The sequence below is a fragment of the Lentzea sp. NBC_00516 genome, from assembly GCF_036346835.1.
In the GTDB taxonomy this organism is placed as follows: Bacteria; Actinomycetota; Actinomycetes; order Mycobacteriales; family Pseudonocardiaceae; genus Lentzea; species Lentzea sokolovensis.
Map to the genome: position 1 here is coordinate 5,671,000 of NZ_CP107840.1, position 24,251 is coordinate 5,695,250.

Genomic DNA, 24,251 nt, shown 5'->3' on the forward strand with positions numbered 1-24,251 from the left:
CGTCGCCGACCCGTGGGCGTACGGCTACAACCTGAGCGTCACGATCGACCGCATCCGGGAGACGTTCCCCGGCGCCAAGATCTGCGGCACCGCCCTCTCGCCGAACAAGACCACGAACCCGAACACCTGGTACGGCAACCCGAACTGGAACGAGCTGACGTACGCCGAGACCCTGTCGCGGTGCGCCTCCAAGTGGCCTGGCAAACCCGTGATCGCGACCGTGCAGACCAACCCCGGCGGCCTCGACTTCCACGAGAACGTCGGCTCCGAGGGTGCCCGCGGCTACCGCAAGCGACTGAGCGAAGGCGGCCTCTGACCCCTTCCCCAGGTAGACTGTCAGGGCATCTACCTGGGGGTTTGAGTGCAACGGAACGTGCGCACGATCGACGACGTGATGGCGTTGCTGGACGGGTTGTTCGCGCCGGAAGCCGACCGCTGGACCGCTCAGGCGGGCGACTGGTGGGACGGCTTCTACGCGGACCGCACGCGCGAGGTCCCGTTCTTCGTGGCCAAGCCGGACGAGAATCTGGCCGGTTATCTGGAACGCGGCCTGATCAGTCCGGGCAGGGCGCTCGACGTCGGCTGCGGGCCCGGCCGCAACGCCCTCTTCCTGGCACGCAACGGGTTCCAGGTCGATGCCGTGGACATCTCGGCCACCGCCATCAGGTGGGCCGACGAACGAGCCGAAGGCCTCGACGTCCGGTTCCGGCACGGCGACGCGTTCGCGACCGAGGGCTCGTACGACCTGGTCTACGACTCGGGCTGCTTCCACCACCTGCCACCGCACCGCCGCATCGGCTATCTCGCGCTGCTCGACCGCGTGCTCAGGCCCGGCGGCCACTTCGCCCTCACCTGCTTCACCGCGGACGAGGGCACCGCCACGCCGGACGTGGAGCTGTACCGGCAGTCCGGGCTGTCCGGCGGGGTCGGCTACTCCCCGGACGACCTCCGCTGGATCTTCCAGGACCTCACCGAGGTCGAACTCCGCCGCATGACCGAGGAGCCTCCGGACTCCCGCGCGTTCGGCAAGTCGTTCCTGTGGACGGCGCTGTTCCGCAAGTAAGTGCAGCCAACGGACGCGGGCGTCCGGCAGGCGGAAAAGTCGGTGGTCGCCACCTGCGAAAGTAGGGTCAACGCCCTGCTCCAGTAGGTGATCCAGGGCACAAAACCGGCAGTATCGTCACTCGCGTGACACGGGCCGGAGAGCTGGCGCTGGCGCTGCTCGTGGCAGCGCTGGGGATCGGGCGCGAGTTCGCGCTGCCCGCGCCGTCCCATCTCGTGGCCGCGGGGACGACGTTCTACGTCACGGTCCACCTGCTCGCGGCGGCGGCGTTGTGGTGGCGGCGCACCCATCCCGTCGCGTCCGGTTCGGCAATCGCTTTCCTCACGCTCCTCACCCCGACCTTCGCCTCGGTCGTGTCCGTCTACTCGATCACCGCCCACACCACGAGGCACCGCTGGCTCGTGCCCGTCCACGCCCTCGCGTGGCTGGCCGGCTCCGCGATGTGGACGTTCCCGGACGGACTCGTCGGCCCCTGCCTGATCGCGATCGCCGGGCTGACCGGCCTCCACCTCGGCGAGCGGCGCCGGTTCGTGGAGGCGCTCGCCGAGCGGGAACGTGAACTGATGGCCGAGCACGCACGCGCCGACGAACGCACCAGGCTCGCCGCCGAGATGCACGACGTCGTCACGCACCGGCTGAACCTGATGGTGCTGCACGCCGGTGCGTTGCGCATGGCCGCCAAGGACGATGACGTGCGCAAAGCCGCCGAGGAACTGCGCGCCGCCGGCTGCCACTCGCTGGCCGAACTGCGCGACCTCGTCGGCGTGCTGCGGGCCGGCCGTGCCGCGCGCATCCCGGACGTGCTGCCCGACCGGCTCTCCCGCCTCGTCGCCGACTCCGCCGCCACCGGCCTCGAGATCACCCTGACCGAACACGGCGACGCCGACACCATCTCGCCGGCCGTGCGCCGCACGATGTACCGGGTGGTCCAGGAGTCGCTGACCAACGTCCACAAGCACGCTCCCGGCGCCCACACCGAGATCACCATCCACTGTGGACCGAGCAGCGTCCGCGCGGTCATCCGCAACACCAGGCCGTCCGCGGTCCCCGCCCTGGTGCTGCCCGGCTCCGGCAGCGGTCTGCTCGGCCTGCGCGGCCGCGTCGAGATGGTCGGCGGCACCCTCACGGCGGGCCCGACCGACGACGGCGGCTTCGAGGTCGACGCCGTCTTACCCGCGTTCGTGCCGACCTGACCTCACTCGTCGGAGGCGCGGACCGCCCTGCAGGCCAGATGCACCGCGAGCCGCTCGTCCGGGTTCAGCAGGCTGACGCCGAGCAGCTGTTCGGCCCGGTTGATCCGCTGCGCCACCGTGTTGCGGTGCACCTTCAACCGCACGGCCGCCGACGACGTCACCGACTCCTCGTCCAGGTAGATGGCGAGGGTGCGCAGCAGTTGCCCGTCCTCCACTCCCGCCAGCGGGTCCAGCAGGCGCGCGGCCTGCTCGACCAGTGCCGGCGTCTCGGCCGCCATCGACAACAGCCGCCGGACGCCCAGTTCGTCGATGTGCACGACCTTCGCCGCCCCGGTCATCGCCGCGGCCTCGCGCGCCTCCGCCAGTGACCTGCCCACACCGGAGACGCCGTGGTGCGGGCGCCCGATGCCGGCGACGAGCGTGCAGCCGCCCAGCACCTGGGCGATCTTCGTGGCCAGCTCGCGGTGCTGTGACTGCGGCGGCTCGGAGTCGTTGGTGAGCCAGAACGACCAGCCCTCCGCGCCCTCGACCAGCTGGCCGTGCAGGCCGCGGCGGGACAGCTCGACGCGCAGCCGTTCGGTGTTGGCGGTGTCGAGCGCGTCCGGCGCGGGCGGGTTCGGCACCATGTGGACGCCGGTGTGCCAGCCGTCGAGCCGCCACCCGGCGAGCACGGCCTGCTGCACGAGCTGCGGCGGCACGTCGTCGCCGGAGGCGAGCAGTTCGGACAGCAGTGAGCCGCGGGAACGGGCGCGGCGCTCGGTTTCGAGGCGTTCGGAGGCGACCCAGTTGCCGAGCGCCCACGAGGCGACCTGGCTGATCTGCAGGACGGTCTCGGCCCAGCGCTTGTTGCTGCCGCCGGCGTGCGAGACGAGCCACAGGTGCACGTGCCCGGTCCGGTCGGTCTCCACCGGCACGGCCACGGCGAAGCCCTCGGCCAGCTCGACGGTGGCGGCGACGGAGCCGGCCAGCAGGTCCGGCGGCAGGCCCGGAGGGGAGACGCCCTCGATCGCGGTGCCGTCCGCGCTGATCACCGCGCACGTCACGTGCAGCTCGCCGGACAGGATCGTGATCACCGAACGCGGATCGGGCCTGCTGCGTCCCAGCCGCGCGGTGACGGCGTTGAGCAGGCGGGCCGCCGCGACCTCGGGACGTCGCACGGCGGTGCGCAACGCGTCCGCGACCAGCAACGGGTCGTCCGCGTCGATCTGCAGCAGCGGCACGCCGAGCCGGTTCGCGAACGAGATCGTCGCGGTGGACGGAGCCTGGTAGGAGCCGGTCGACGGCCGCACCAGCACGACGGCCCGCACGTCCGCGCTGTAGGCCCGGCGCAACGCCACCTCGACGAGGTACGGCTGGTGCCCGGTCAGGATCACCAGGTCGCCCGCCGAGCACGCCTCGACGGCCGTCATGTCCGCCGCCAGCCGCACGTCCACGACCTCGGTGCCGACGCCGCGCTGGCCCGCCAGCAGGGTCGCGTCGCCGAGCACGCCGATCTCCAGCAGATCGCGCACGGTCAGGGAGTCGGCGTCGTCGATCACTCGGCGGCCCGGAAGGGGACGTAGTCGAGGTCGTAGCCGAACGCCCGCGGATCGACCCTTCCGAGCATCTCTCTTCGCACCCATTGCGCTGGCGATGGGAGCGCTACCACGTCCACGACCGCGCCGAACCTGAGTCGTTCGGTGGACAGCGGGTGGCCGGTCTCGGCGTCCAGGCAGCACAGCAGATCCGGCGTCGTCACGAGGGGCTCGCCGTCCGCGAGCGCGACGAGGTACTCACCCTGCATCTCCAGGCGCACGTACGCATCGTCGGCGTCCAGCCGCCGCAGCGCCACCGTTCCGCGCGGAAAGTCCCCGACCGACTCCCGCCACACTTCGACGACTTTTCCCCGCGTGACAAGGAAACCGCCGGAAGCCTTGGCTCTCTCGGCGACGGAGACCGTGTGCTGCGACCAGATCCCGCCCAGTTCGAGAGCACGGGCGAGCGAGCCCGTTATGCCCGCTTTGAGCGCGTCCGCGAGCTTCAACGGCTTCGCGACCATCATCGCCCAGCCGCCGAAGTCGACCATCACGGTGCGCGCGAGCTTCTCGATACCGGTCGAGTCGAGCACCGCGCGGTTGCCGCTGGGTTCGGTGATGGCCAACGGGGTCGTGGGCAGGCCGGCCGCGTCGTAGGTCGTCTGGTCGACCCGTGGGAACGCTCTCCCCATCCCGTCCACGTCGACGTACGGCAACCCCAGCCGTGCGGCCAGGATCAGCGGCAACAGGCCGTTGCACCCGCCGATCTCCCACCCGATGACGGCCGTCACGGGCGTGGAGTCCTGCGCCTGCAACGCTTTCAGGGCTTCCTCTGCCTCCCGGCCCGAGGGCAGCTTCTCGATCATCACGGTCGGTGCGCCGATCAGCCCGACCCGCGCGCCGTAGCCGTCCGGATCGGCCTCCTCCGGCGACAGCACCGTGACCGGCCCGCTCTGCCGCATCTCGTGCCGCAGCATCGCGGCGAACGCGTGGGTCTCCTGCTCGCCGCCCCCGCCCCCGCTGCCGAGCACGACCACGCCCAGGGCGAGCTGGTCCACCTCGTCGGACCGGAGCAGGTGCATGCGCGTGACCCTAGTGGCCGAGCAGCAGATCACCCACCGCACGCGCCCGCACCCGGCTCGCGTTTCCCGGCAGGTACGCCAGCGGGATCTCCTCGACCTCGACGATCCGCACGCTGTCGGCCTTGGCACCCGCCGCGACGGCCTTGTCCACGGCCTCCTGCCGGGCCGCGTCGAGCACCTCGTCGCGCCGCCTCGGTTCCATCGTGAACACCCGGTCGACCTCGCCGCCGACCTGCGCGATCGCGGCGCCGATCGCGTTGGCGAAGGCGTGGTGATCGGGCCGGACGACCTCGCTGACGCCCTCGATCCCGTCCGGTACGAGGACGCTGCCGCCGCCGACCAGCACGACGGGCAACGGCGCCGGGCTCGTGCGCATGCGGTCGACCTGCGTGGCGATCCTGTCGCGGACGTGGTCGAGCACGGACCGCACGAGCGTGCGGTCGAGGTGGCGCACCAGTCTTGGGTCACCGATGTCGGCGAGGCCCGCCGCGACCGCGACGTCCGTCGCCGTCAGCGTGGCGCCGCCGAACACCAGGGCCTGCCGGGACAGGCGGAATCCGACACTGTCCGGCCCCACCTGGACGTTGCCCTGCTCCTGCCGCACGACGCTGCCGCCACCGAGGCCGACCGACAGCACGTCGGGCATCCGGAAGTTGGTGCGCACGCCACTGATGAGCACCTCGGACGAGGCCTCGCGCGGGAAACCGTTGTGCAGCATGCCGATGTCCGTCGTCGTGCCGCCGATGTCGATCACCGCGCAGTCGTCCATCCCGGACAGGAACGCCCCGCCGCGCATGGAGTTCGTCGGCCCGGAGGCGAACGTGGCGACCGGGTGGCTGCGCGCGTACTCCAGGTCCATCAGCGTGCCGTCGTTCTGGCTGAGGAACAGCGGGGCGTCGATGCCTTGTGCCCTCAGGGATTCCGTGAGCCCGTCGGCGATCTGCTCGGCGAGCACGCGCAGCGCGGCGTTGATGATCGTCGCGTTCTCCCGCTCCAGCAGGCCGAGCCGCCCGATCTCGTGCGAGAAGCTCACCAGCAGGCCCGGCACCTCGGCCGTGAGGATCTCCGCGGCCCGGCGTTCGAAGTCGCTGCTGACCAACGAGAACACCGACGAGATGGCGACCGACCGCACGTCGTTGGCCGCGATGTCGGCGGCCACCGCGCGCAGCTCGTTCTCGTCGAGCGGCGAGATGACCCTGCCGTCGTACTCGTGGCCGCCGTGACAGAGGTACGAGTGCCCGCCGATGGCCTGCCGCAGCTGCTCCGGCCAGTCGACGAACGGCGGAAGTGCCGTGGTGGCGGGAAGTCCGAGCCGCACCGCCGCCGTCCGGGCGAGCCCGCGGCCCTCCACGACGGCGTTGACGAAGTGCGTCGTGCCGATCATGACCGCCTTGATGGCCGACCGGTCGAACGCGAGCCCGCTGACCGCTTTGATGATCCCCGTGGTCACGTCGGCCGTGGTCGTCGCCTTGCACTCGGCCAGAACCCGACGGCCCTCGACGAGAACGGCATCGGTGTTCGTGCCGCCGACGTCGATACCGATGTGCATGTGCACCCCTCAGGCGGCCGTCGCTTCCCCGACCACCTTACGGTTGGTGGCTCGTCGCGTCCGCATCCTCAAGAGGTCCAACCGCCCAGCGGACACGTACAGCGCGAACGCGAGCACGAGAGAGTTCACACTGGACTGCCCGAACGGCAACAGCTCACCCACGATGGCCGCGGCAGGCCAGACGACCACGGTGACGGGCACCCACGAAGGCGCCGACCGCGGCACGTACGGCCGCGTGGAGATGATCTCGTTGCGCCACCGCCGCACGACGTAGTACTCGGCGACCATGATCCCGGCGACGGGCGGGAACACCACACCCAGCAACACCAGGAAGTGGCTGAACTGGTGCACGATCCCCGCCGCCGCGAGGAAACTGCCCGCGCACCCGACCATGATCGTCACCTGCGCCCGGCTGATCCTCACGGCGAACACGGCGTCGACGAGGTTCACGATCCCGAGCGAGGCGGAGTAGAGGTTCCAGTCGTTGATCTTCAAGACCGCCGTGACCACGATCAACGCGCCGATCCAGCCACCGGACGAACTGATGACGCCCATGACGTCGGTCGTGCCGACCCCCCGAGCGAGCACCACCCCGGCGAGGCTGATGACCCACTCGCCGAGCGTGATCCCCAGAACGGTCTGCTTGACGACGTCCCACTCGTTGCGGTTGAAGCGAGTCATGTCCGGCGCGATCGCCGCGCCCACGATGAAACTGCCGGTGACCAGCGTGATCGCGGTCAGCATCCCGATCGCCGGCCCCGGAGCCGGACCGGCGAGAGCAGCGCTGACATCGTTGACGTTGGTCAGCACGAGCCAGAGCAACAGGGCCAGGAACGCGGGCACCGCGACGTACGAGGTCCACGCCATCCACCGCACGCCGTAGGCAGCGATGACCGTGACAACGATGCCAAAGAGCAGCGACCACACCGGCGCCGGCAACACCCCGGCCACCCCGGCGAGCGTTGCCCCGGCCAGCCCCGTCTGCACCCCGAACCACCCGGTGCACGACAGGGCGATGATCAGCCCGAGCACCGCCGACCCGGCGTGCCCGAAGCCGGTCCACCGCGTGAGGATGGCCGTGGAAAGACCTTCCCGCTGCCCGATGACACCGACAGTGATCGCCACGGCGTTGAGAAGCACTGCCCCGATCGTGAGCGCGATGAACGCGTCCCAGAACGTCATGCCGAAGCCGAGGGTCGCGCCCAGCAGCAACTGACTCAGCGCGGTCGTCTGTCCGAAGCGCTGGGTCGCGACCGACAACCAAGGGTGCCGCGCCTGGTCAGGGACACGACTGAGAGCCTGATCATCGCGCCCGAGAAGAGCGGTCATGATCATCCCTCCGCCCTGTGATCGACAACCCGGACAGTAATAGCCGAGCCACGATCGAGCTACAGACACTCTGCACAGTCGGATGAATCACCACGTTGCGATTCGCACAGGCCACCGCTAATTCATCGCCAGCGCAATCCGCCTGCGCGCCACCAGCCGAGTCTGGTGCACGTCCATGCTCACACCGAGCCCAGGCCGCCGCTCAAACCGGTCGTAGCTGCGGCTGAGCAGCCAGTGAGCCGCCACCGGGGTGATCAGCTCCAACCGCATCTCCTCCCTCAGCCGAGCCAGCGCCTCCTCGACCTGACGAGTCAGAAACGCATGCCGCGTGAGGCTGCCGCTGATTTCGTCGATCATGAAAACCATCGCGTGCGGCGACTCCCCGTACGAATAACTGCACAGCAGTGCCAGATATCCCGCGTCGATCGACCGGTCACCAATCCAGCATTCCCCAAATGAGAGCGCTCCCAGATCCCACTGAGGCTCGTCCTGATGCCGAGCCGCCTCCTGCGCCCACACCCCGGACCGCCCAGGAAGCAAATGCCCGAGCGCCGTCAACAGCGCCGCACTACGCCGGCTCGGCACCTCCTCCAGATGCCGGACGACGACCTCCCACAACTCCTCGTTGTCAGCGAACGGCCCCGCGAACGAACTGACCTGGAGCTCGACCTCCAACGGATCGGTCAGCTGCGGCAACGGACGCCCGGCGTCCACCACCGCCTGCTGCATGGGAGTCAGCCTCGTCCGCATGGCGGGAGATTAGGCCGAACAGCCCAACGCGAGCCGTTCGTCGATCAACGCCACCACGGGGATCACCCCATCGTGATCACCACCTGCCCGCGATCCCCTGGCAGTCACCACTGCTCCCGGTGAGCGCGGCGCACCTTGTTCGTCAGGTAGCCGGCGGGGACTCGGCACCGGCCGCGAGCCACTCCAGGGTGTGCGGGCTCCAGCTCCACGGCCACCTCGCGAAGGAGGCCTTCCGTTTCCACCTGCCGATGGCACGAGCTCCCCGGTCGGTACCTGGATTCCGTCACGGGAATCCGGCGCCCGCCCTGTCACCCGAAAGCCCTACAACGCCAGCTACGGTGGCACAGGTGACGACGTTCCCACCGGTGCCCGCGGACCTGTTCCGCTTCACCACGACCGCCCACGCGGAGCTGCACACTGCGGTGATGCGCGTGTTCGGGGTGGCGAACGAGCGCCTGCAGACCGTCCTCACGGCCGATGACGTGCAGCAACGGCTGAGGAACGTCGGCTGGTCCGAGCAGGTGACGGACGACGAGCTCCAAACGTCCCTCAACGCTCTCCGTGGCTGGGGCCTGCTGGACGCGACGCAGCACCGCTACGGGCTCACCAAACTCGGCGAGGCCGCGTGCGCCGGCCTCAAACACGCGCTCGACACCCTCAGCGGCAACGGTTCGCTGCAGACCGCGGTGCTCGACGCGATCGCGGCCCACCTCGACGACCTGGCCAAGCCGCTGGACGACCGCGGCGCCTTCACGGCGCTCACCCAGCTCGAAGGGCACATCGACGCCTTCGAGACCGGCACGACGCGGTTCAACGCGGACCTGCAAAGGCTCCTGAGGGACGAGCAGACCGACCTCGCCACGTTCCAGGACGTCAAGCGCACGACGATCACCTACCTGCGTGACTTCATCGCGGATCTGGACGCGCGCAAGCAGAAGATCCGCGAGACCATCGCGGGCATCGACGCGACTGAACTGCACGAACGCGCGCGCAACGGCGCCGGGCTCCACCAGAGCGACGAGCTGTGGCTTCAGCAGCGCAAAGAGCGTTGGAGCAACCTCAAGAGCTGGTTTCACGACAACCCGCCGCGCGTCGACGAGCTGCAGGACGTGTCGCGCAAGGCGATCGTGCAGTTGTTGCGGGTGCTCGACCGGATCAGCGAGCAGCGCAAGCCGACGAACACCGCGGCCGACTTCAGGGCGTTGGCGCGGTGGTTCGCGCGGACCGAGACCGAGGACGAGGCGCACGAGCTGTTCAACGCCGCGTTCGGACTGTGGCCGGCTCGGCACGCTCACCTCGCGCACACCGACGGGGAACTGATGCCGAGCGGCGAGGCGTGGCACAACACGCCGCCGGTGCCCGTGTCGCCGCAGCTGCGCGCTACCGGCAAGCAGGAGCACATCGGTGCCACCGGCAAGGTTCGCAACGTCGACGAGGTGCGTCGCAACCGCCGGGAACGGGCGCAGAAGGAGCGCGAGGAGCTCGAATACGCCTGGTCGCAGATCCAGACCGACGGAGCAGTCCGGATCTCGACGCTCACCAACCTCGACCACGACACGTTCCACCGGCTGATCGACCTGGTCGGGCGGGCGCTCGGCAGCGATCCGGACAGCACCGGCACGCGCACGGCCGGCACGAGTGACGGGCGGATGCAGATCAACCTGCGCAACGCGCGTGGCTGGGCGACCATGACCACCCAGAAGGGCACGCTGAGCGGGCCCGACTACGTGATCGACGTGCAGAGCCGATGAGCCGCACGGGGAACCAGCTCGCACGGCTGGAGAGCGAAGAGGTGGCGCGTGGTGTTCGTCTGCTGCTCGTGCGTCCGTTGCTGACGGCGACGCTGGACCACGACGGGTTCGACCTCATCAGAAGGCGCCGCGAACCGATCGTGAAGTGGTTCGACTACTACTGCGGCTGGCGGGTCCATGTCGAGCCACGTGCCGGATACGCGCGTCTGTTCAAGACCACGCAACGGCCTGACCGCACGCGACCGGCGTTCGATCGGCGGCGGTACATCCTGCTGTGTCTCGTGTGCGCGGAACTGCTGACCACGCCGACGATGACGCTCGACGAGCTGACGACGCGCACGAAGCACGCGGCCACTGACGGCGTCCAGTTCGACCCGGCCAGGCGCAGCGACCGGAACGCGTTCAACGACGTGCTGACGTTCCTCGAGGAACACGGCGCGGTCGAGACCGACGAGCAGGTCCGCGCGGACCCGACGCTCATCACACGCCTGCTGGCCGCACCCGCGCCACCCTCCACAGTGGACACGGTCGGGGACCTCACCCGGGAGACCCGCTATGACAACGCGCACCGCAGCCTGTGGCAACGACACTCCGTGATGCGCAGGCTGATCGACGACCCCGTGGTGTACAAGGAAGATCTGAACGCGAGCCAGCTGGCGTTCCTGGCCTCGCCGACCGGGCGCAAGGTCGTCCAGACGGGCGTCGGGCTCGCCGGTTGCACGCTGGAGGAACGCGCCGAGGGTTTTCTCGTGGTGGATGCGGACGCGATCGCCACGGACACGAGGTTCCCGGACGACGACAACAACGCGAAGGTCGCCGCGTTGTTGTTGCTCGACCGGTTGGCACAAGGTCCGGCGACCACCGAGGAACTGGTCGAGGAGACACGCGAGCTGCTCACGAAGTTCCGCACGTGGGCCAACGCCTACCAGTCGGACGGTGGCGCGGGCAGGCTCACGGCGGACGGGCTCGAACTGCTCGAGATGTTCGGACTCGCACGCACGAAGAACGGCACCGTTCACAGGCTGCCCGCCGCAGCCAGGTACGCGGTCGAGGAGCTCAATGACTGACCGGTGGCAACCCAGCCGCGCCGGCATCATCAACGTCTGGCGCTACTACGACGAGATCTTCTCGTTCTACCAGGGCAGACTGCTGCTCAGAGGCCCCAACGGCACGGGCAAGTCGAAGGCGCTCGAGCTGCTGCTGCCGTACCTGTTCGACGCGAACCTGCGTCCGCACCGGCTGTCGACGTTCGGCAGCGCGGACCGCACGATGCACTGGAACCTCATGGGCGAGGGCAACCAGGGCAGCACGCGCGTCGGTTACGTGTGGCTGGAGTTCCAGCACGGCGAGCAGTGGTTCACGTGCGGTGCGCGGCTCCAGGCCACTACGAACACGTCGAACGTCAACGCCACGTACTTCACGACGTCGCTGCGGGTCGGCGATCTGGCGCTGGTGAACGAGGCCGGGCGCCCGTTGACCAAGACGGATCTCGTTGCGGCGATTGGTGAACACGGCGTTGTACACGCCTCACCGGCCGATTACCGCCACGCGGTGCGGACGACGTTGTTCCCCGGCGTGACCGAGCAACGGTACGACTCGCTGATCACCGCGCTGCTGCAGCTGCGCACGCCGAAGCTGTCCGAACGGCTCGACCCGAGCGTGCTGTCCTCGTTGCTGTCCAAGGCACTTCCGCCGCTGGACCAGTCCGATCTGACCGAGATCGCCGAGGGGTTCGAACGGCTCGACCGACGGCGCGAAGGGCTGCGGCGCCTCGACGAGGAGATCGCCACCGCCGAACGGCTCGCGGACGTCCAGCGCGTCTACGCCCAGCGCGTTCTTGGAGTGGCTGCAAGGACGTTGGAGTCGACGACCGAGCAGCTCGAGGACCTGACGCGGGCCGCGCGGATGAGCGAACGGCGTTACCAGCGCCAGATCACGCTGACCGACGAGGCGTTCGACCAGCTCACGGCGCTGGGACGCGAGGCGAGCGCGGTCGACGCGGAGATCTCCGGCATCTCCGATCTGCCCGCGTACCAGGAGGGCAAGCAGCTCGACCTGTTGCGGCAGCAGCTTTCCGCCGCGACCCTGCGCGCGTCGGAGGCCGCCGGGCACGCCGCGAAACTGCGCGCACGGGCCGTTGCCGAGGAAGAACAGGCCGCGCAGGCCAAGTCCGACGCGGCCGCACGAGCCGATGAGCTGCGGCGTTCCGCCGTGCAGGCACGGGAAGCCGCCGAACGGGCGGGCATGCCGTCGGTCTTCGAGGAGATCGAGTCGGGCGCCGACGCACGGGCGGGACGGCAGCTGCTCACCGCCGCCGTCGAGTCCCGTTCCGCCGAGATCACTTCGATCATGCGGGCCGTCGCCGCGCACAAGAGAGCTGTCGACGCACGGGACGCCGCACGCCAACGGCTTGAGGAAACCCGTGACGAGCTCGAACTAGCCACGGAAGCGGAGATCGCGGCGCAGCAGGCGTTCGAGCAAGCGTTTGCGAAGTTCGGAGCGGACTTCGAGACGTGGGCACACGGCTGCTCTGAACTGAGCGTGTCCGAGCACAGCGAGATCGTCGAGGCCGCCGCTCTCTCCCGCGAGGAGTTCAGCCGCATCGAGGCGCGCCTGGACGAGACGCGCACGGCGTTGAACGGCCAGCTCTCGCAGTACAACTCCATCCGCGAGAAGCTCGCCAATCAGGTCGATGTGCCGCCGCCCGCGCCGTACACGCGCGCCGACGATTACCGCGTTTCCGCCGCGGGCGCTCCGTTGTGGCGTCTGGTCGACTTCCGCCCTGGCACGCCAACGGCCGTGTGCGGTGCGGTCGAGGCAGCGCTGGAGGCCTCGGGCCTGCTCGACGCGTGGCTCGCGGCGGACAACTCGTTCGGCCTCCCCACCCAGGACCGTTTCGTCGAACCGACGCTGGCGCCTCCCGCTCCCGGTTACACGCTGCTGGAGGTGCTCGTCACCGACGACGAGCGCTGTCACCGGTTCCTGGAAGGCATTGCGTTCGGCGAGACGGCCACCGGCCACGCCATCGCGATCGGCGCGGACGGGACGTGGCGACTGGCCAACGCGCACGGCCGCTGGACCAAGCCCCTGCCCACCTACATCGGCGCCGATTCGCGCAAACGCGCCCGCGCCGGGCGCATCGCCGAGCTCACCGGCCTGATCGAGCAGCTCGCCACCGATCTGTCCGGTGTGGACGCCGCGCTGAACCAGATCGCGGTGCGCCGGGCGACCCTGGCCGGCGAACTGGCCAGGCAGCCCTCGGCCGACCCGATCGAGATCGCCGAGGACCAGCGCACGAAGGCCCAGTTGCGGTGCGCGGCGAGGAAGGACGCAGTCGCGGCCGCGACCGGGCGGGTCGCCGAGGCGGAGGCCGCCGTCGCCCGGCACAGCCTGAGCACCGAGGTGCCCGACGTGGAGGCGCTGTCCGCGTTCGGCACGACGGGCCACCGCTGGCTCGACGACCGTCACGACGCCTTCGCCGCGGAAGCGTTGTCGCTCGACGCCGGCAACCGTGCCTCGCTGAGCAGCACGCTGGCCGACGAGGCAGAGGAGACGTCGGCCGCCCGTCACCAGGAAGCCGCCGACCTCGCCATCACGCTGGAGACCGTCGAACGGTCCGCGGGCTCCGAGTTCCACGCCCTCGACCAGCAGCTCATCACGTTGCGCACCAAGGCACTCGCATTGGCCGAGGAACGCGAAACGCTGCAGGACAAGCAAACCGGCCTGGCGCGCACACTCGGCACGTTGGAGGAAAAGCGCAAGATCGACACCTCCCGTGCCGCCGAGGCCACCGTCGCGCGTGACGCGGCCGAGGCCCGCTACCGGCACCTGACCAGCGGACACCTTCCCGCCGACGCCGGTGAGGTGCCCGAGGACGTGGTGGATCCGCGCCTGATCCGCGACTTCGAGTCCCGCCTCGGTCTCGCCGTGCACCAGGCCCGGCAGCAACTCGCGGGCCGCATCGACCTGTCGCTCGACCCCGACGACGACGTGACAGTTCTGACCGCGACGCTGGACGGCGCGCGCATGGGTGCGCAGGCCCTGCTGCAGACGTTGCAGGCAGAACGCGACCGCGTGCGCACGCACATCACGGACGTCGAACGCGACCTCTTCGACCAGACCCTCACCGGCGACACCCGAAGGCACATCGCCCAACGCATCCAGGGCGCCTCCGAGCTGGTCGCCACCATGAACCAACGCTTGGAGCGCGTCCAAACCGCGTCCGGCATCCGCGTACAGCTCGACTGGCAGGTCGATCCCCAGCTACCGCCGGGCACCCGAGAGGCGCGCGATCTCCTGCTGCGATCGGACCTGAACGACGACGAACGCGAGCTGCTGCACCAGTTCTTCCGTGAGCGCGTGGAAGAAGCACGCGCACACGACTCCGCAACGGGCTGGGAACAACAACTCGCCCAGGTGCTCGACTACACGACGTGGCACCAGTTCGTCGTGAAGGTGGACAGGGGCGAAGGCTGGGTCCCGGTCACCAAACGGGTGCACGGCGCGTTGTCCGGCGGCGAGAAGGCCATCGTGCTGCACCTCCCGCTGTTCGCCGCGGCGGCCGCGCACTACCACGCCACGCCGACCGCACCCCGACTGATCCTGCTGGACGAGGTCTTCGTCGGCGTCGACGCGACCAACCGCGGCCAGCTGCTGGAACTGCTGGTCAACTTCGACCTCGACCTGGTGCTCACGTCGGACCACGAGTGGTGCGACTACCGGGAGCTGACCGGCATCGCCATCCACCAGCTCACGACCGGCACCGATGGGGACGACGCCGTGACGACCGTGCGCTTCACGTGGGACGGGCACAGCCTCACGGCCGATGACTAACTTCCGAGCAATGCAAGCAGTTCGCGTTGTTCGGAAGTGAGCGGGAACGACGGGTTGCGCCGCGGATAGATCTCCGCGGCGTCCCACAGTTCCGTGCGCACGCTGGACTGCATGCCAACCTTCAGGCCAGTACGAGGTAGAGGTCCGGCCCCTTCTCCTTCATGTCCAGCGGGCCTTCTCGCTTCGTGTGCCACCGGCGCGCGGCCACCCGGTCCATCGCGCTCATGCCGACCCGCTCAGCTGACCGAGCAGACCGGCGAACAGGTTCTCGGACACCACCGGAATCCCGTACGTGCGCGCCTTGTCCGCCTTGCCCGACATGGAGTCCGGGTCCGCCGCGATCACCACCGCGGTCCGCTTCGTCACGCCGGCCTTCACGGTGAGCCCGGCCGACAGCGCCCGGTTCTCCCACACGTCACGGCCTTCGCGCATCTGGCCGGTGAAGACGACGAGATCCCCCAGCGAGAGCCGGACCGGCCCACGCAGCGCGTCGCCGACGTCCACGCCGAGCAACGACGCGACCAGCCGCAGGTCCGCCTCCTCGTCCGCGGTCACCCTGCCGTCCTCCCAGGCGGCGTCGGCGAGCGCGGCGAGGTAACCGCGGTGCAGCTCCATCACCTGCGGCAGGCCGAGATCGAGCGCGCGAGCCACTTCGAGCAGCTCTTCCTGTTCCTCCAGCGTCAGGTGCCGGTCAACCAGCGCCCGGTCGAGCACGTCGAGGTACTCGTCGCCCGACGCGGTGTCCACCCGAGGCAGCAGCCGCACGAGCTTCGCCAGGAAGTGCTGTTCGGTTCCGTGGGGATGGCTGCGTTGCACGGCGAACGCGTTCAGGGTTCGTGGCACCGTCAGACGTACCGGCTCCACGCCCCCGACGCGGTCCAGGCAACGCGCCAGCAGCCCCGCGGACGCCCGCGCGTCGTGCAGCGCGGAGTGCGCGGTGCCCATCGGCACGCCGGCCACCTCGCAGCACGCGGCGAGCGACCGTGACGAGGCACCGAGATACCGGCCGGCGAGGTCCATCGTGCAGAGCCCCTCCGCGAAGAGCTCGTGACCGAGCCTCGCGAATTCGGCCCGCAGGAACCGCAGGTCGAACGACAGGTTGTGCGCGACAAGCACCCGTCCCGACAGCCTCGCGGCGAGCTCACCGGCGACACCGGCGAACTCGGGCGCGCGCCGGGCGTCCGCGGCGCTGATGCCGTGCACGTGCTGGGCGCCGAGGTCGCGGCGCGGGTTGACCAGCGTGCACCACTCGTCCACCCGGCGGCCGGACGCGTCGAGGTGCACGACGGCGACCTCGATCACCCGGTGGTGCTGACCAGGTGAAAGTCCGGTGGTCTCGACGTCGACGACCGCGTACCCGTTGCTCATGCCGGACCTGTCGTTCGGACCCGTGCCGCGCGTTATCCCCGTACGCCGAGGTCATCCGTAAGGACCAACGCGAGCTCACCGCGGGTCGCGATCCCGAGCTTCACGTAGGCGTTGGAGAGGTGGTTGTCGACGGTCCGCACGGAGATCACCAACGACTCGGCGATCTCCTTGTTCGTCAGGCCCCGTGCGGCCAGCACGGCCACCTCGCGCTCACGGCGGGTGAGTGGCGTCAGCGTCATCCTCGCCAACGCGGGCGTTTGTGCGCCCTCGCATTGCCTCACCAGCCGCCCGAACAACGCCCGATTGCCCGACGCGGCAGCAGCTTCGGCCGCGAACAGCACGTACCCGGCCTCCTCGAACCGCGCGGCCACCTCTTCCAGCGCGGTGGAGTCGTTGCGCACCAACGCCTCCGCATGTGCGGCGTACACCGGGACCAGCAGCCCGGTCGTCGTGGCGGCGAGTTCCCGCAGCCGTTCGAGCGCGTCGGAGGCGCGCCCGAGCCGGACGGCCTCGTGCAGGAACACCGCCTCGGCGGCGAACTCGCTGTGCGCCCGTGCGTCCCGCACCGCCTCGAAAGGTGACGTCCCACCGGCCCAGATTCGCGCCTGCCACAGCCCGATGCCGTACGGGCGCATCCCCGGCGGCGCCAGCTCTTCCGCCTCCGCCAGCAGCGCACGCGCGTCGTTGCCCAGCAACGCCTCCACGTGGGCGAGTTCGCAGAGTCGTACGAACGGCTGCACGGGCCGTGCCTCTCGCAGCAGGCGCCGTGCTTCGAGCAAACGGCCACCCGCCCGTGCCAACCCGGCACACGAAACGGCCCAGCTCGACCGCATGGAATCCCACTCGGCCTTCTCCCGATGCGCTTGCACGGCAAGACGTTCCGCACGAGCCAGTTCACCGTGCAAGGCGTGCACGAACACCTCGGAGAACGCGTTCATCTCGGCGCCCAGCCCGATGTCGGGGTTCGGCGGGACGACCGGGAACGGTCCCGTGTACCTGCCCTGCACCACGTCGATCATCGCGAGGATCGCCGCTTCGGCTGGATCGGCGTACGAGAGCAGCGCACGAGCCTCGTCGTACTTGCCGGCGAAGAACAGGAGCGCGGCCCGGCCCGCCGGCATCACGATCATCTCCGCGGCTTCCTCGGTGCGCCCGAGCGCCCATCCGAGGTTCATCGCGCGCATGGTGCGGACCTCGATCGGGTCGTCGTCGGTCGCGACCCGTGCGAAGAGCTCCTCGGCCTCCTCCGCACGATCCGTGAACACCAGCACGTAGGCCAACTGCCGTGCGGCCTCCACGCCACCACCGACGGACCACGCGGCACGTGCGAGCCGTTCTGCCAGAACGACTCCACCTGTTGAAGCAGCGAGGAAAGCGGCCCGCAGCAACTGTGTGGGGTCGTCCGCCGTACCGCTGTCCAGCCGCAACACGGCTACTCGCAACGGATCGTCGAGCACGGAAGCCAGGTACCGCTGATGGTTGCGCTTGCGCAGAGGAGGGCACTGCGCGCGCAACACCTCGCCGTACAACGGATGCGCGAGCCTCAGTCCCTCATCGGTCACGGTCACGAGCCCGTCCAACGCCTCCGACGCGGCCAGGTCCAGCGGTTCGCCGAACGCGAGCAGCTCCAGCACCCGGCGTTCCTCGGCGGGCACCGCGGCGAGGTGCGCCTCGATCAACTCCACGAGCCGTGGCGACAACGGCAGTGGACCGTCCAACGACCACACACCGCCGTGCGACACCCACTGCGCGGCGAAGTGCATCTCTCGCAGCAGCAACATGTTTCCTGCTGACGCCGTCCACAGTCGATCGGCCGTCGCACTGTCCAGCACGCCGCCGAGCACGGTCTCCAGCACCTCGACGACCGCGGCGCGTCCGAGCGGTTCGAGCTCGATGCGCGGCAGCAGCTCGTCCTTCCACAGCGCCACCACCGGATCCGGTGCGCGCTCACCCGACCGCAGCGTCGCCACCACGACGGCTTCCCGATGGTGCACGAGCTGGTGCAACAGGCCTGCCGACGCGCCATCGAGCAGATGCACGTCGTCGACCACCACGACGCGATCGCGCAACGCGGTCCGTGCGGCGGTCAACATCGCCAACGGCGAGGGATCAACCAACGGCAAGAAAGGCGCCATCACACCAAGTGGAATCTCCGACATCGCCGCTGTCGCACGCAACCAGACGTCGCACCCGACCTCGTCCAGCAACCGCGTCTTGCCCACGCCGGCAGGACCAGCCACGATCAGCCCCGCACCACGCACCGCACGGCGGACCGCGGCGAGTTCGGCGTCCCTCCCCACGAACGGCCACCCCACCCCGTCAGGCTAGGTGATCCGCGCCGCCAAGATGGGTGATCGCCTACTCATGCCTCTGACCAGCGCGAACAACACCATGACGGCATGAGCTTCTACACCGATCCGACCCCGTACTTCGACGAGTGGCGCGAGCGCGGGCCCGCGTTGATCGAGACCCCGGACGGCCAGCAGTCATGGATGATCAGCCGCTACGACGACGTCGTGCAGGCGCTCGGCCACCCTTGCCTCAGCAGCACCATCATCCCCGGCGGCATGCTGAACCACACCGACCCGCCGGAGCACACCCGGTTGCGCAAGCCCATCACACGCGCGTTCTCCGCACGGCGGATGGAAGCGCTACGGCCACGCATCGAGGAGATCGCCAACGAGCTGCTCGACGCGTGGCAGGACGCGGAGGAGGTGGACGTCATCGACACGTTCGCCTATCCGCTGCCGATCACTGTCATATGTGAACTCCTAGGTGTGCCCAAAGAGGACAGAGACGAGGTCCAGAAGCTGACCGCGGAGCTGCTCTCACCGGCGACCATGGCCGAGGCCTACGGCAGGTTCGCCGCCTACGCGCAGGACCTCGTGCACAGAAAAGAGCCCGGTGACGACGTCATCACCGAGCTCCGCGACGAACCGAACCTCGTGAGCACCCTTGTGTTGCTCATCACAGCAGGTCATGAGACGACCTCGCAGCTCATCGGCAGCGGCCTGCTCGCCCTGCTGCGCGATCCCGCCCTGAGGCGGTCGCTGGTCGACGATCCGATCCTGATTCCGGAGGCCGTCGAGGAGTTCCTGCGCCACGACGGTCCGTTCGCGCTGGGTCTGGGTCGTGTCGCCACTGCCGACGTGGTGATCGGAGGGGTCACGATTCCGAGATCTTCGCAGGTCACCGTCTCACTTGGGGCGGCGAACCGGGATCCGTCCCGGTACCCCGATCCGGACGTGCTGCAGCTGGGTCGAAACCCACACGTCGGGTTCGGTCACGGGATCCACTACTGCGTGGGGGCGCGGCTGGCACGTGTCGAGGGCGAGATCGCGTTCGGAACGCTCCTTCGACGATTCCCGGAACTCGTGCTCGCCGCTGAGCCCGAGTGGCGGGAGTCATTCATCCGAGGCTTGGGATCATTTCGCGTGCGACCGAAGCCCTGACAGCGGCACGAGCCGCCACCAGGTCGTCGACCGCGTAAATCTCGGGGCAGGACGCGATGACCAGGTCCTTGTCTGACGCGACGGTCAGCAAAGAAGCTTTCTCGGTCAACGACTTGGCTTGCCGCACAACTCCCTTGGCATCAACGCGGATCAACGTGACCCACGTCTCTGACCAGGGAAAGTCGGCGACGGCGCTGGATTTACGCAGGCCTTCCACATCGAACTCGGCAAATCTGGGCATGACACCAAGATAACGAGTCGAGGTAGCGGAAAGGCAAAGATCACCCTTTCACCGCAATGCAGCCAGCAGATGGGACAGGTTGACACCAACGGCGTCGGCCAACCGGCGCACGACTTCCGGAGCGGGTGCCAACGGGTGTGTCTCGCGGGTGAACGGGAGACCTTCACCTCCGGAAAACTTCGATTGCGGCGTAACGGGCGCGAGGATCGGGTAGACGCGCCAGCGCGGCACCTTCGAGTCCGCCATGGCGAGAGTGTTCTCGTGCCACAACATCACGGCCGATGACCGAATGTTGCGCGCGAGGACGCAGCCATGGCCCGTGAGCGTGATCGCGCGCGCAGCGGCCCGCACGGCGTTGCGGAACTCGCCCTCCACCACCCACACGCCGTTCATGAACTCCGCGGTGAAGCCCTCGGTCTCCAGCGCGGCGATCGTCTCGGCGTGCTGGTCGTCCGCCGCGGCCGTGGCCAGTTCGATGACCTCCCGCACCTCCGACTCCGTCACGACGCGCGCACCGGCCTCCGTGGAGGCGTGCAGGAGCCGTTCGACGTGACGGTCCTCCGCGTAGGCCGCCCACTCCTGGGCCTTCTCCCACGCCGACCGTGCGATGACGTCGGCCTCAGAACCTCCGCGCAGCCGTGCGTCCTGCAGCAGCTGTGCGAGCACCACGGCGATGACAGAGCTCAACAAGGCGTCGTCACGTGGCTCGTCGTCCTCGGGCACGAGAGAGACGACCAGGTCGCGCAGATCGGCACGCCAGCTCTCGTCGCCCGCCCACACGCCGACGGCGAGCAGGTTCAGGTAGTGATCCGCGAGGGCCATCCGCACGAGCAACGGCTGAGTGCCCGCCTCCCGTGCGTCGCGGCGCGCGGTCACCTTCATCTGCTGCAGTTCCGCGGGATCCACCACGCTCACGCGGATCTTGTCGAGTTCGTCGAGGAAGTCGTCCCACCGGTCGTCCGAGAACCGGGCGAAGACGTCGTCCACCTGTTACCTCCAGCTCAGAGTCGAGCGACGGACTCGAGTACTCGTCTGGTGCGCGCCACCTCGTGCGCGCGAAAGACCGCGGCGCCCGCCAACGCCGCGATCACGGTCGCGACGAGGGTTCCCTCGACGCGCTCGTGCAGTTCCACGCCGAGGGTCTCCCCGACGAAGTCCTTGTTGGACAACGCCATCAGCACCGGCCACCCGGTCGCCACCAGCTCGTCCGTGTGCCGCACCAGCGCGAGGCTGTGCCATGTGTTCTTGCCGAAGTCGTGTGTGGGGTCGATCAGCACGCTCTTGCGAGGCACACCGAGCGCGACCACCCGTTCCGCGCGCGTCGTCGTCTCCGCGATGACGTCCGCGACGAGGTTCGGATAACTAACCCTATGCGGACGCGTGCGGGGCCGCGCACCGCCCGTGTGCGAGCAGACGTAGCCGGCGCCGTACTCCGCGGCGACCTCGGCCAGTTGCGGGTCCGCGCCCGCCCACGTGTCGTTGAGCAGGTCGGCGCCGGCCTCGCAGACGAGCCGGCCGACGTCGGCGCGCCAGGTGTCGCTGCTGATGATGAGGTCCGGGTAGGCGTCGCGCACGCGGGTGATGAACGGCACGACGCGGCGGACTTCCTCGCCGGAGTCGACCAGATCGCCGGGGCCTGCCTTCACACCGCCGATGTCCACGATGTCCGCGCCCTCGTCCACGACGCGGTGCACGGCCTCCATGGCCACGTCCTCGGCGTAGGTGGCGCCCTTGTCGTAGAACGAGTCCGGCGTGCGGTTGATGATCGCCATCACCAGCGCGTGGTCGCGGACGACGGTCCGGCCGCGGAACTGGAGCTCGATCACATCCCGTGTCTACCAGGTGGTCCCCGTCCTTTGCACATGGCGGACGTCTCATACTGAATGGCGTGGAACTGGTGAAAGCGGTCGACGCGCTCTGGCAGCGCGGCTGGCTGCCGTACGACCTTCGCGAGATCGTGTCGCGTTCGCTCGACGAGTCGGCCTCGTCCCTCGTGGTGGACGTGATCGCTTTGTCCTGTTCGCCGCATGCCGAGGCGACCGTGCATCCGCGGTGGCAGCGTCAGCTGGACGAGATCGGCGCCTCGGTGTGGTGGGAGGGGCCGCTGATCGAGGCGTGGGCGACGCGTCACATCGAGACGATGTCGTATGCGAACCGCACGGCCGCCGAGTTGTTGAAGTTCCTCGGGCGGTTGCCTTCGTTGCCGCACATCCTGCCGTTGCCGGGCGACGTGTTGATGTTCGCCGTGCGCGCGGGGCTGGACCCGAAGGTGCTCAACCGGGTGCGAGGCCTGCTGGCGAAGGCCGAGTCGACGGCGTTCCCCGAGGAGGCGGAGGCGCTGTCGGCCAAGGCTCAGGAGCTGATGAACCGGCACGCGCTGGAGCGGGCGATGCTCGACGCGGACCTGCCGGCGGAGGCGACGTCGCGGCGGATGTGGCTGGACAAGAGCTACTTCAAGGAGAAGGCGCAGCTCGTGCACGTGGTCGCGGAGGCGTTCCGGTCGCGGGCAGTGGCCTACGACGGGTTCGGCTTCATCGCTCTCGTGGGTGACGAAGTGGACCTGGAGAGCGTGGAACTCCTGTCGACGTCCCTGCTCGTGCAGGCGACACGGGCGATGGTGGCCATCGGTGGACCGGCCGGGAAGGGCAGCGAGGCGCGCTCACGGCCGTTCCGGAAGGCGTTCCTGGTGGCGTACGCGTCGCGGATCGGGGAGCGGCTGGAGGCCATGACGGCTGCGCCGGTCTCGCCGGACGACCCGATCGTCTCGGACGAGCGGCTGCTGCCGGTGCTCGCGGACCGCAAGCAGGCCGTGGACACGTTGTTCGAGCAGATGTTCACGCGTACGCGCACCTCACGCGTGACGGTGCGGTCAGCCGCGGGCTGGGGTGCGGGGCGTGCGGCCGCAGACCGCGCCGACATCGGTACCGGGCGAAGCGCCGTGACGTCGGGTTAGGCGTGGCCCCCACCCCTTCGAGTGAACTCCCCCGCCCAACGGCCTCTCCGGAGGCTCACCCCGGAAAAAGAGTCAGACCCCCTCCCTAACGTCGACCCCATGACATCCACCTTCCACAACGAGATCAAGCTCGGCGAGGTCAACTACCGGCTGAGCGCGACGACCGACTCCGACGAATCGATGGTGCTCGACCTGCTGGGCTCGCTCGACTCGGGCGAGGTGGTCGCGGACGGCCGCCTCCGGCTGCCGGTCGAGGGCGGCACCACGATCGGCAAGCTCCTCGCCCGCGTCCTGGGCGCCCACACGCGCCTGCGCAGCCGCGCCTCTCGCCACGCGAACGCCAACCAGCCCTGGACCGAATCCCTCGACACCGAACTGCGCACCACCTGGCTCACCCCGACCGACCTCCTGTCCCCCGCGCTGATCAGGTCCCTGGCCGACGACATGCAGCGCTCCCCCACGGCCATCCGCGCCCGCCTGGCGAGGGTGGGCTGCGATCCGGACGTGCCCGGCCGCGAACTCTCCGCCACAGCCGCCGTGCTGCTAGGGGGAAAGTCAGGGGCCACTCAGGGAAAGACCTGATTCGCGAAGCCCGCGCCCAGCGGATTCTGGAGTAGGAAGCACCAGAGTCTCAGGGGGTAACAGTGGAAATCGGCGGCTTGTTCACCGCGCTGCTCTTCGGAGCCATCATCGGTGGTCTCGGCCGCCTGGTGATCCCAGGCAGGCAACACGTCTCGCTGCTCGCGACCATCCTCGTAGGCATCGTCGCCGCCCTGCTGGGCACCGCGGCCGCCACGGTCCTCGGCGTCGCGAACACCTCGGGAATCGACTGGATCGAACTGGCCCTGCAGGTAGGCCTCGCCGGCGCCGGCGTGACCCTGCTGGCCAACCGCTCCAGGCAGAAACTCCACCGCTGACCCTCCGGGCAAGGGCGGCCCACAGCCGCCCACCCACCCGTCCGCCCAAGACCCGAGCCGCCACGCCCTCCGCGCGCCCACACGCCACCGCGCCCGGACCGCACAGCGCCCAACGGGTCCACGGCCGGCCGGTCCCGGCGAACGCCTGCCGTTCCCGGCCGCTCCGCATTGCCGGCGTGCACCTCTCACACAGCTGTCCGCGGTCCGAACCGCGCTGCCTCCCGCGCCCCAACGCGCCCGAACCCCAGCGCCCCAG

Annotated in this window: 20 protein-coding genes; 9 read left to right on the forward strand and 11 right to left on the reverse strand. The window is 69.4% G+C overall.

Features of this window, described 5'->3' with window-relative positions; translation table 11 throughout:
• Window positions 1–24: 24 nt before the first annotated feature.
• Window positions 25–204: a hypothetical protein gene (locus tag OG205_RS25150; RefSeq protein WP_330270539.1), complete on the reverse strand. Its 180-nt coding sequence runs from the start codon at window positions 202–204 to the stop codon at window positions 25–27.
• 157 nt (window positions 205–361) lie between these two features.
• Here OG205_RS25150 and OG205_RS25155 point away from each other — a divergent pair, with 157 nt between their 5' ends.
• Window positions 362–1,063, forward strand: coding sequence for a class I SAM-dependent methyltransferase (locus OG205_RS25155; RefSeq protein ID WP_330270540.1), 702 nt, complete (start codon window positions 362–364; stop codon window positions 1,061–1,063).
• Window positions 1,064–1,188: 125 nt separating this feature from the next.
• A complete protein-coding gene (locus tag OG205_RS25160) occupies window positions 1,189–2,256 on the forward strand; it encodes a sensor histidine kinase (RefSeq protein WP_330270541.1) in 1,068 nt (355 codons plus the stop codon).
• A 2-nt stretch (window positions 2,257–2,258) separates the two neighbouring features.
• Here the strand turns inward: OG205_RS25160 and OG205_RS25165 are convergent, their stop codons facing one another.
• From OG205_RS25165 to OG205_RS25185, 5 genes are all read right to left on the reverse strand, one after another.
• Window positions 2,259–3,794 (reverse strand): helix-turn-helix domain-containing protein, encoded by a 1,536-nt coding sequence (locus tag OG205_RS25165; RefSeq protein ID WP_330270542.1) that lies wholly within the window; start codon window positions 3,792–3,794, stop codon window positions 2,259–2,261.
• Window positions 3,791–4,852, reverse strand: a complete 1,062-nt coding sequence (locus OG205_RS25170; RefSeq protein ID WP_330270543.1) for a DUF917 domain-containing protein — start codon at window positions 4,850–4,852, stop codon at window positions 3,791–3,793. Before OG205_RS25170 ends, OG205_RS25165 begins: the two co-directional genes overlap by 4 nt.
• Before the next feature lie 10 nt (window positions 4,853–4,862).
• Window positions 4,863–6,401, reverse strand: coding sequence for a hydantoinase/oxoprolinase family protein (locus tag OG205_RS25175; RefSeq protein ID WP_330270544.1), 1,539 nt, complete (start codon window positions 6,399–6,401; stop codon window positions 4,863–4,865).
• A gap of 9 nt (window positions 6,402–6,410) precedes the next feature.
• Window positions 6,411–7,730 carry a purine-cytosine permease family protein gene (locus tag OG205_RS25180; protein ID WP_330270545.1) on the reverse strand — a complete coding sequence of 440 codons (1,320 nt, stop codon included), beginning with the start codon at window positions 7,728–7,730 and terminating at the stop codon, window positions 6,411–6,413.
• A gap of 117 nt (window positions 7,731–7,847) precedes the next feature.
• The gene (locus tag OG205_RS25185; protein WP_330270546.1) at window positions 7,848–8,459 is read right to left on the reverse strand and encodes a hypothetical protein; all 612 of its coding nucleotides are present in this window, start codon (window positions 8,457–8,459) and stop codon (window positions 7,848–7,850) included.
• 368 nt (window positions 8,460–8,827) lie between these two features.
• Between OG205_RS25185 and OG205_RS25190 the strand changes: the two genes are divergently transcribed.
• Genes OG205_RS25190 through OG205_RS25200 form a run of 3 tightly spaced genes read left to right on the forward strand, consistent with a single transcriptional unit; the run spans window position 8,828 to window position 15,064 of the window.
• Window positions 8,828–10,231: a TIGR02677 family protein gene (locus tag OG205_RS25190; RefSeq protein WP_330270547.1), complete on the forward strand. Its 1,404-nt coding sequence runs from the start codon at window positions 8,828–8,830 to the stop codon at window positions 10,229–10,231.
• Window positions 10,228–11,298 (forward strand): TIGR02678 family protein, encoded by a 1,071-nt coding sequence (locus OG205_RS25195; RefSeq protein ID WP_330270548.1) that lies wholly within the window; start codon window positions 10,228–10,230, stop codon window positions 11,296–11,298. The genes OG205_RS25190 and OG205_RS25195 overlap by 4 nt, the downstream gene beginning before the upstream one ends.
• Window positions 11,291–15,064 (forward strand): SbcC/MukB-like Walker B domain-containing protein, encoded by a 3,774-nt coding sequence (locus OG205_RS25200; RefSeq protein ID WP_330270549.1) that lies wholly within the window; start codon window positions 11,291–11,293, stop codon window positions 15,062–15,064. The genes OG205_RS25195 and OG205_RS25200 overlap by 8 nt, the downstream gene beginning before the upstream one ends.
• A gap of 222 nt (window positions 15,065–15,286) precedes the next feature.
• Here OG205_RS25200 and OG205_RS25205 read toward each other — a convergent pair whose 3' ends face one another.
• Entirely contained in the window at window positions 15,287–16,432 is a 1,146-nt protein-coding gene (locus OG205_RS25205) for an exonuclease domain-containing protein (RefSeq protein WP_330270550.1), read from the reverse strand.
• Window positions 16,433–16,464: 32 nt separating this feature from the next.
• Complete coding sequence (locus OG205_RS25210) at window positions 16,465–18,732, reverse strand: helix-turn-helix transcriptional regulator (protein WP_330270551.1); 2,268 nt, start codon at window positions 18,730–18,732, stop codon at window positions 16,465–16,467.
• Between the two features lie 99 nt (window positions 18,733–18,831).
• Here OG205_RS25210 and OG205_RS25215 point away from each other — a divergent pair, with 99 nt between their 5' ends.
• The gene (locus tag OG205_RS25215) at window positions 18,832–19,884 is read left to right on the forward strand and encodes a cytochrome P450 family protein (RefSeq protein WP_330270552.1); all 1,053 of its coding nucleotides are present in this window, start codon (window positions 18,832–18,834) and stop codon (window positions 19,882–19,884) included.
• Here OG205_RS25215 and OG205_RS25220 read toward each other — a convergent pair.
• From OG205_RS25220 to folP, 3 genes are read right to left on the reverse strand one after another with little or no spacing between them, the layout of a single operon-like run.
• Window positions 19,841–20,125: a hypothetical protein gene (locus OG205_RS25220; protein ID WP_093598851.1), complete on the reverse strand. Its 285-nt coding sequence runs from the start codon at window positions 20,123–20,125 to the stop codon at window positions 19,841–19,843. The two genes, OG205_RS25215 and OG205_RS25220, sit on opposite strands and share 44 nt — an antisense overlap.
• 48 nt (window positions 20,126–20,173) lie before the next feature.
• Window positions 20,174–21,112, reverse strand: a complete 939-nt coding sequence (locus tag OG205_RS25225) for a hypothetical protein (protein WP_330270553.1) — start codon at window positions 21,110–21,112, stop codon at window positions 20,174–20,176.
• Window positions 21,113–21,126: 14 nt separating this feature from the next.
• Window positions 21,127–21,951, reverse strand: coding sequence for a dihydropteroate synthase (gene folP / locus OG205_RS25230; RefSeq protein ID WP_330270554.1), 825 nt, complete (start codon window positions 21,949–21,951; stop codon window positions 21,127–21,129).
• A 62-nt stretch (window positions 21,952–22,013) separates the two neighbouring features.
• On the opposite strand from folP, the gene OG205_RS25235 reads away from it, so the two are divergent.
• From OG205_RS25235 to OG205_RS25245, 3 genes are all read left to right on the forward strand, one after another.
• Window positions 22,014–23,078 (forward strand): DUF2786 domain-containing protein, encoded by a 1,065-nt coding sequence (locus tag OG205_RS25235; protein ID WP_330270555.1) that lies wholly within the window; start codon window positions 22,014–22,016, stop codon window positions 23,076–23,078.
• 99 nt (window positions 23,079–23,177) lie between these two features.
• The gene (locus OG205_RS25240; RefSeq protein WP_330270556.1) at window positions 23,178–23,660 is read left to right on the forward strand and encodes a hypothetical protein; all 483 of its coding nucleotides are present in this window, start codon (window positions 23,178–23,180) and stop codon (window positions 23,658–23,660) included.
• Window positions 23,661–23,722: 62 nt separating this feature from the next.
• Entirely contained in the window at window positions 23,723–23,995 is a 273-nt protein-coding gene (locus OG205_RS25245; protein ID WP_330270557.1) for a GlsB/YeaQ/YmgE family stress response membrane protein, read from the forward strand.
• Window positions 23,996–24,251: the final 256 nt, after the last annotated feature.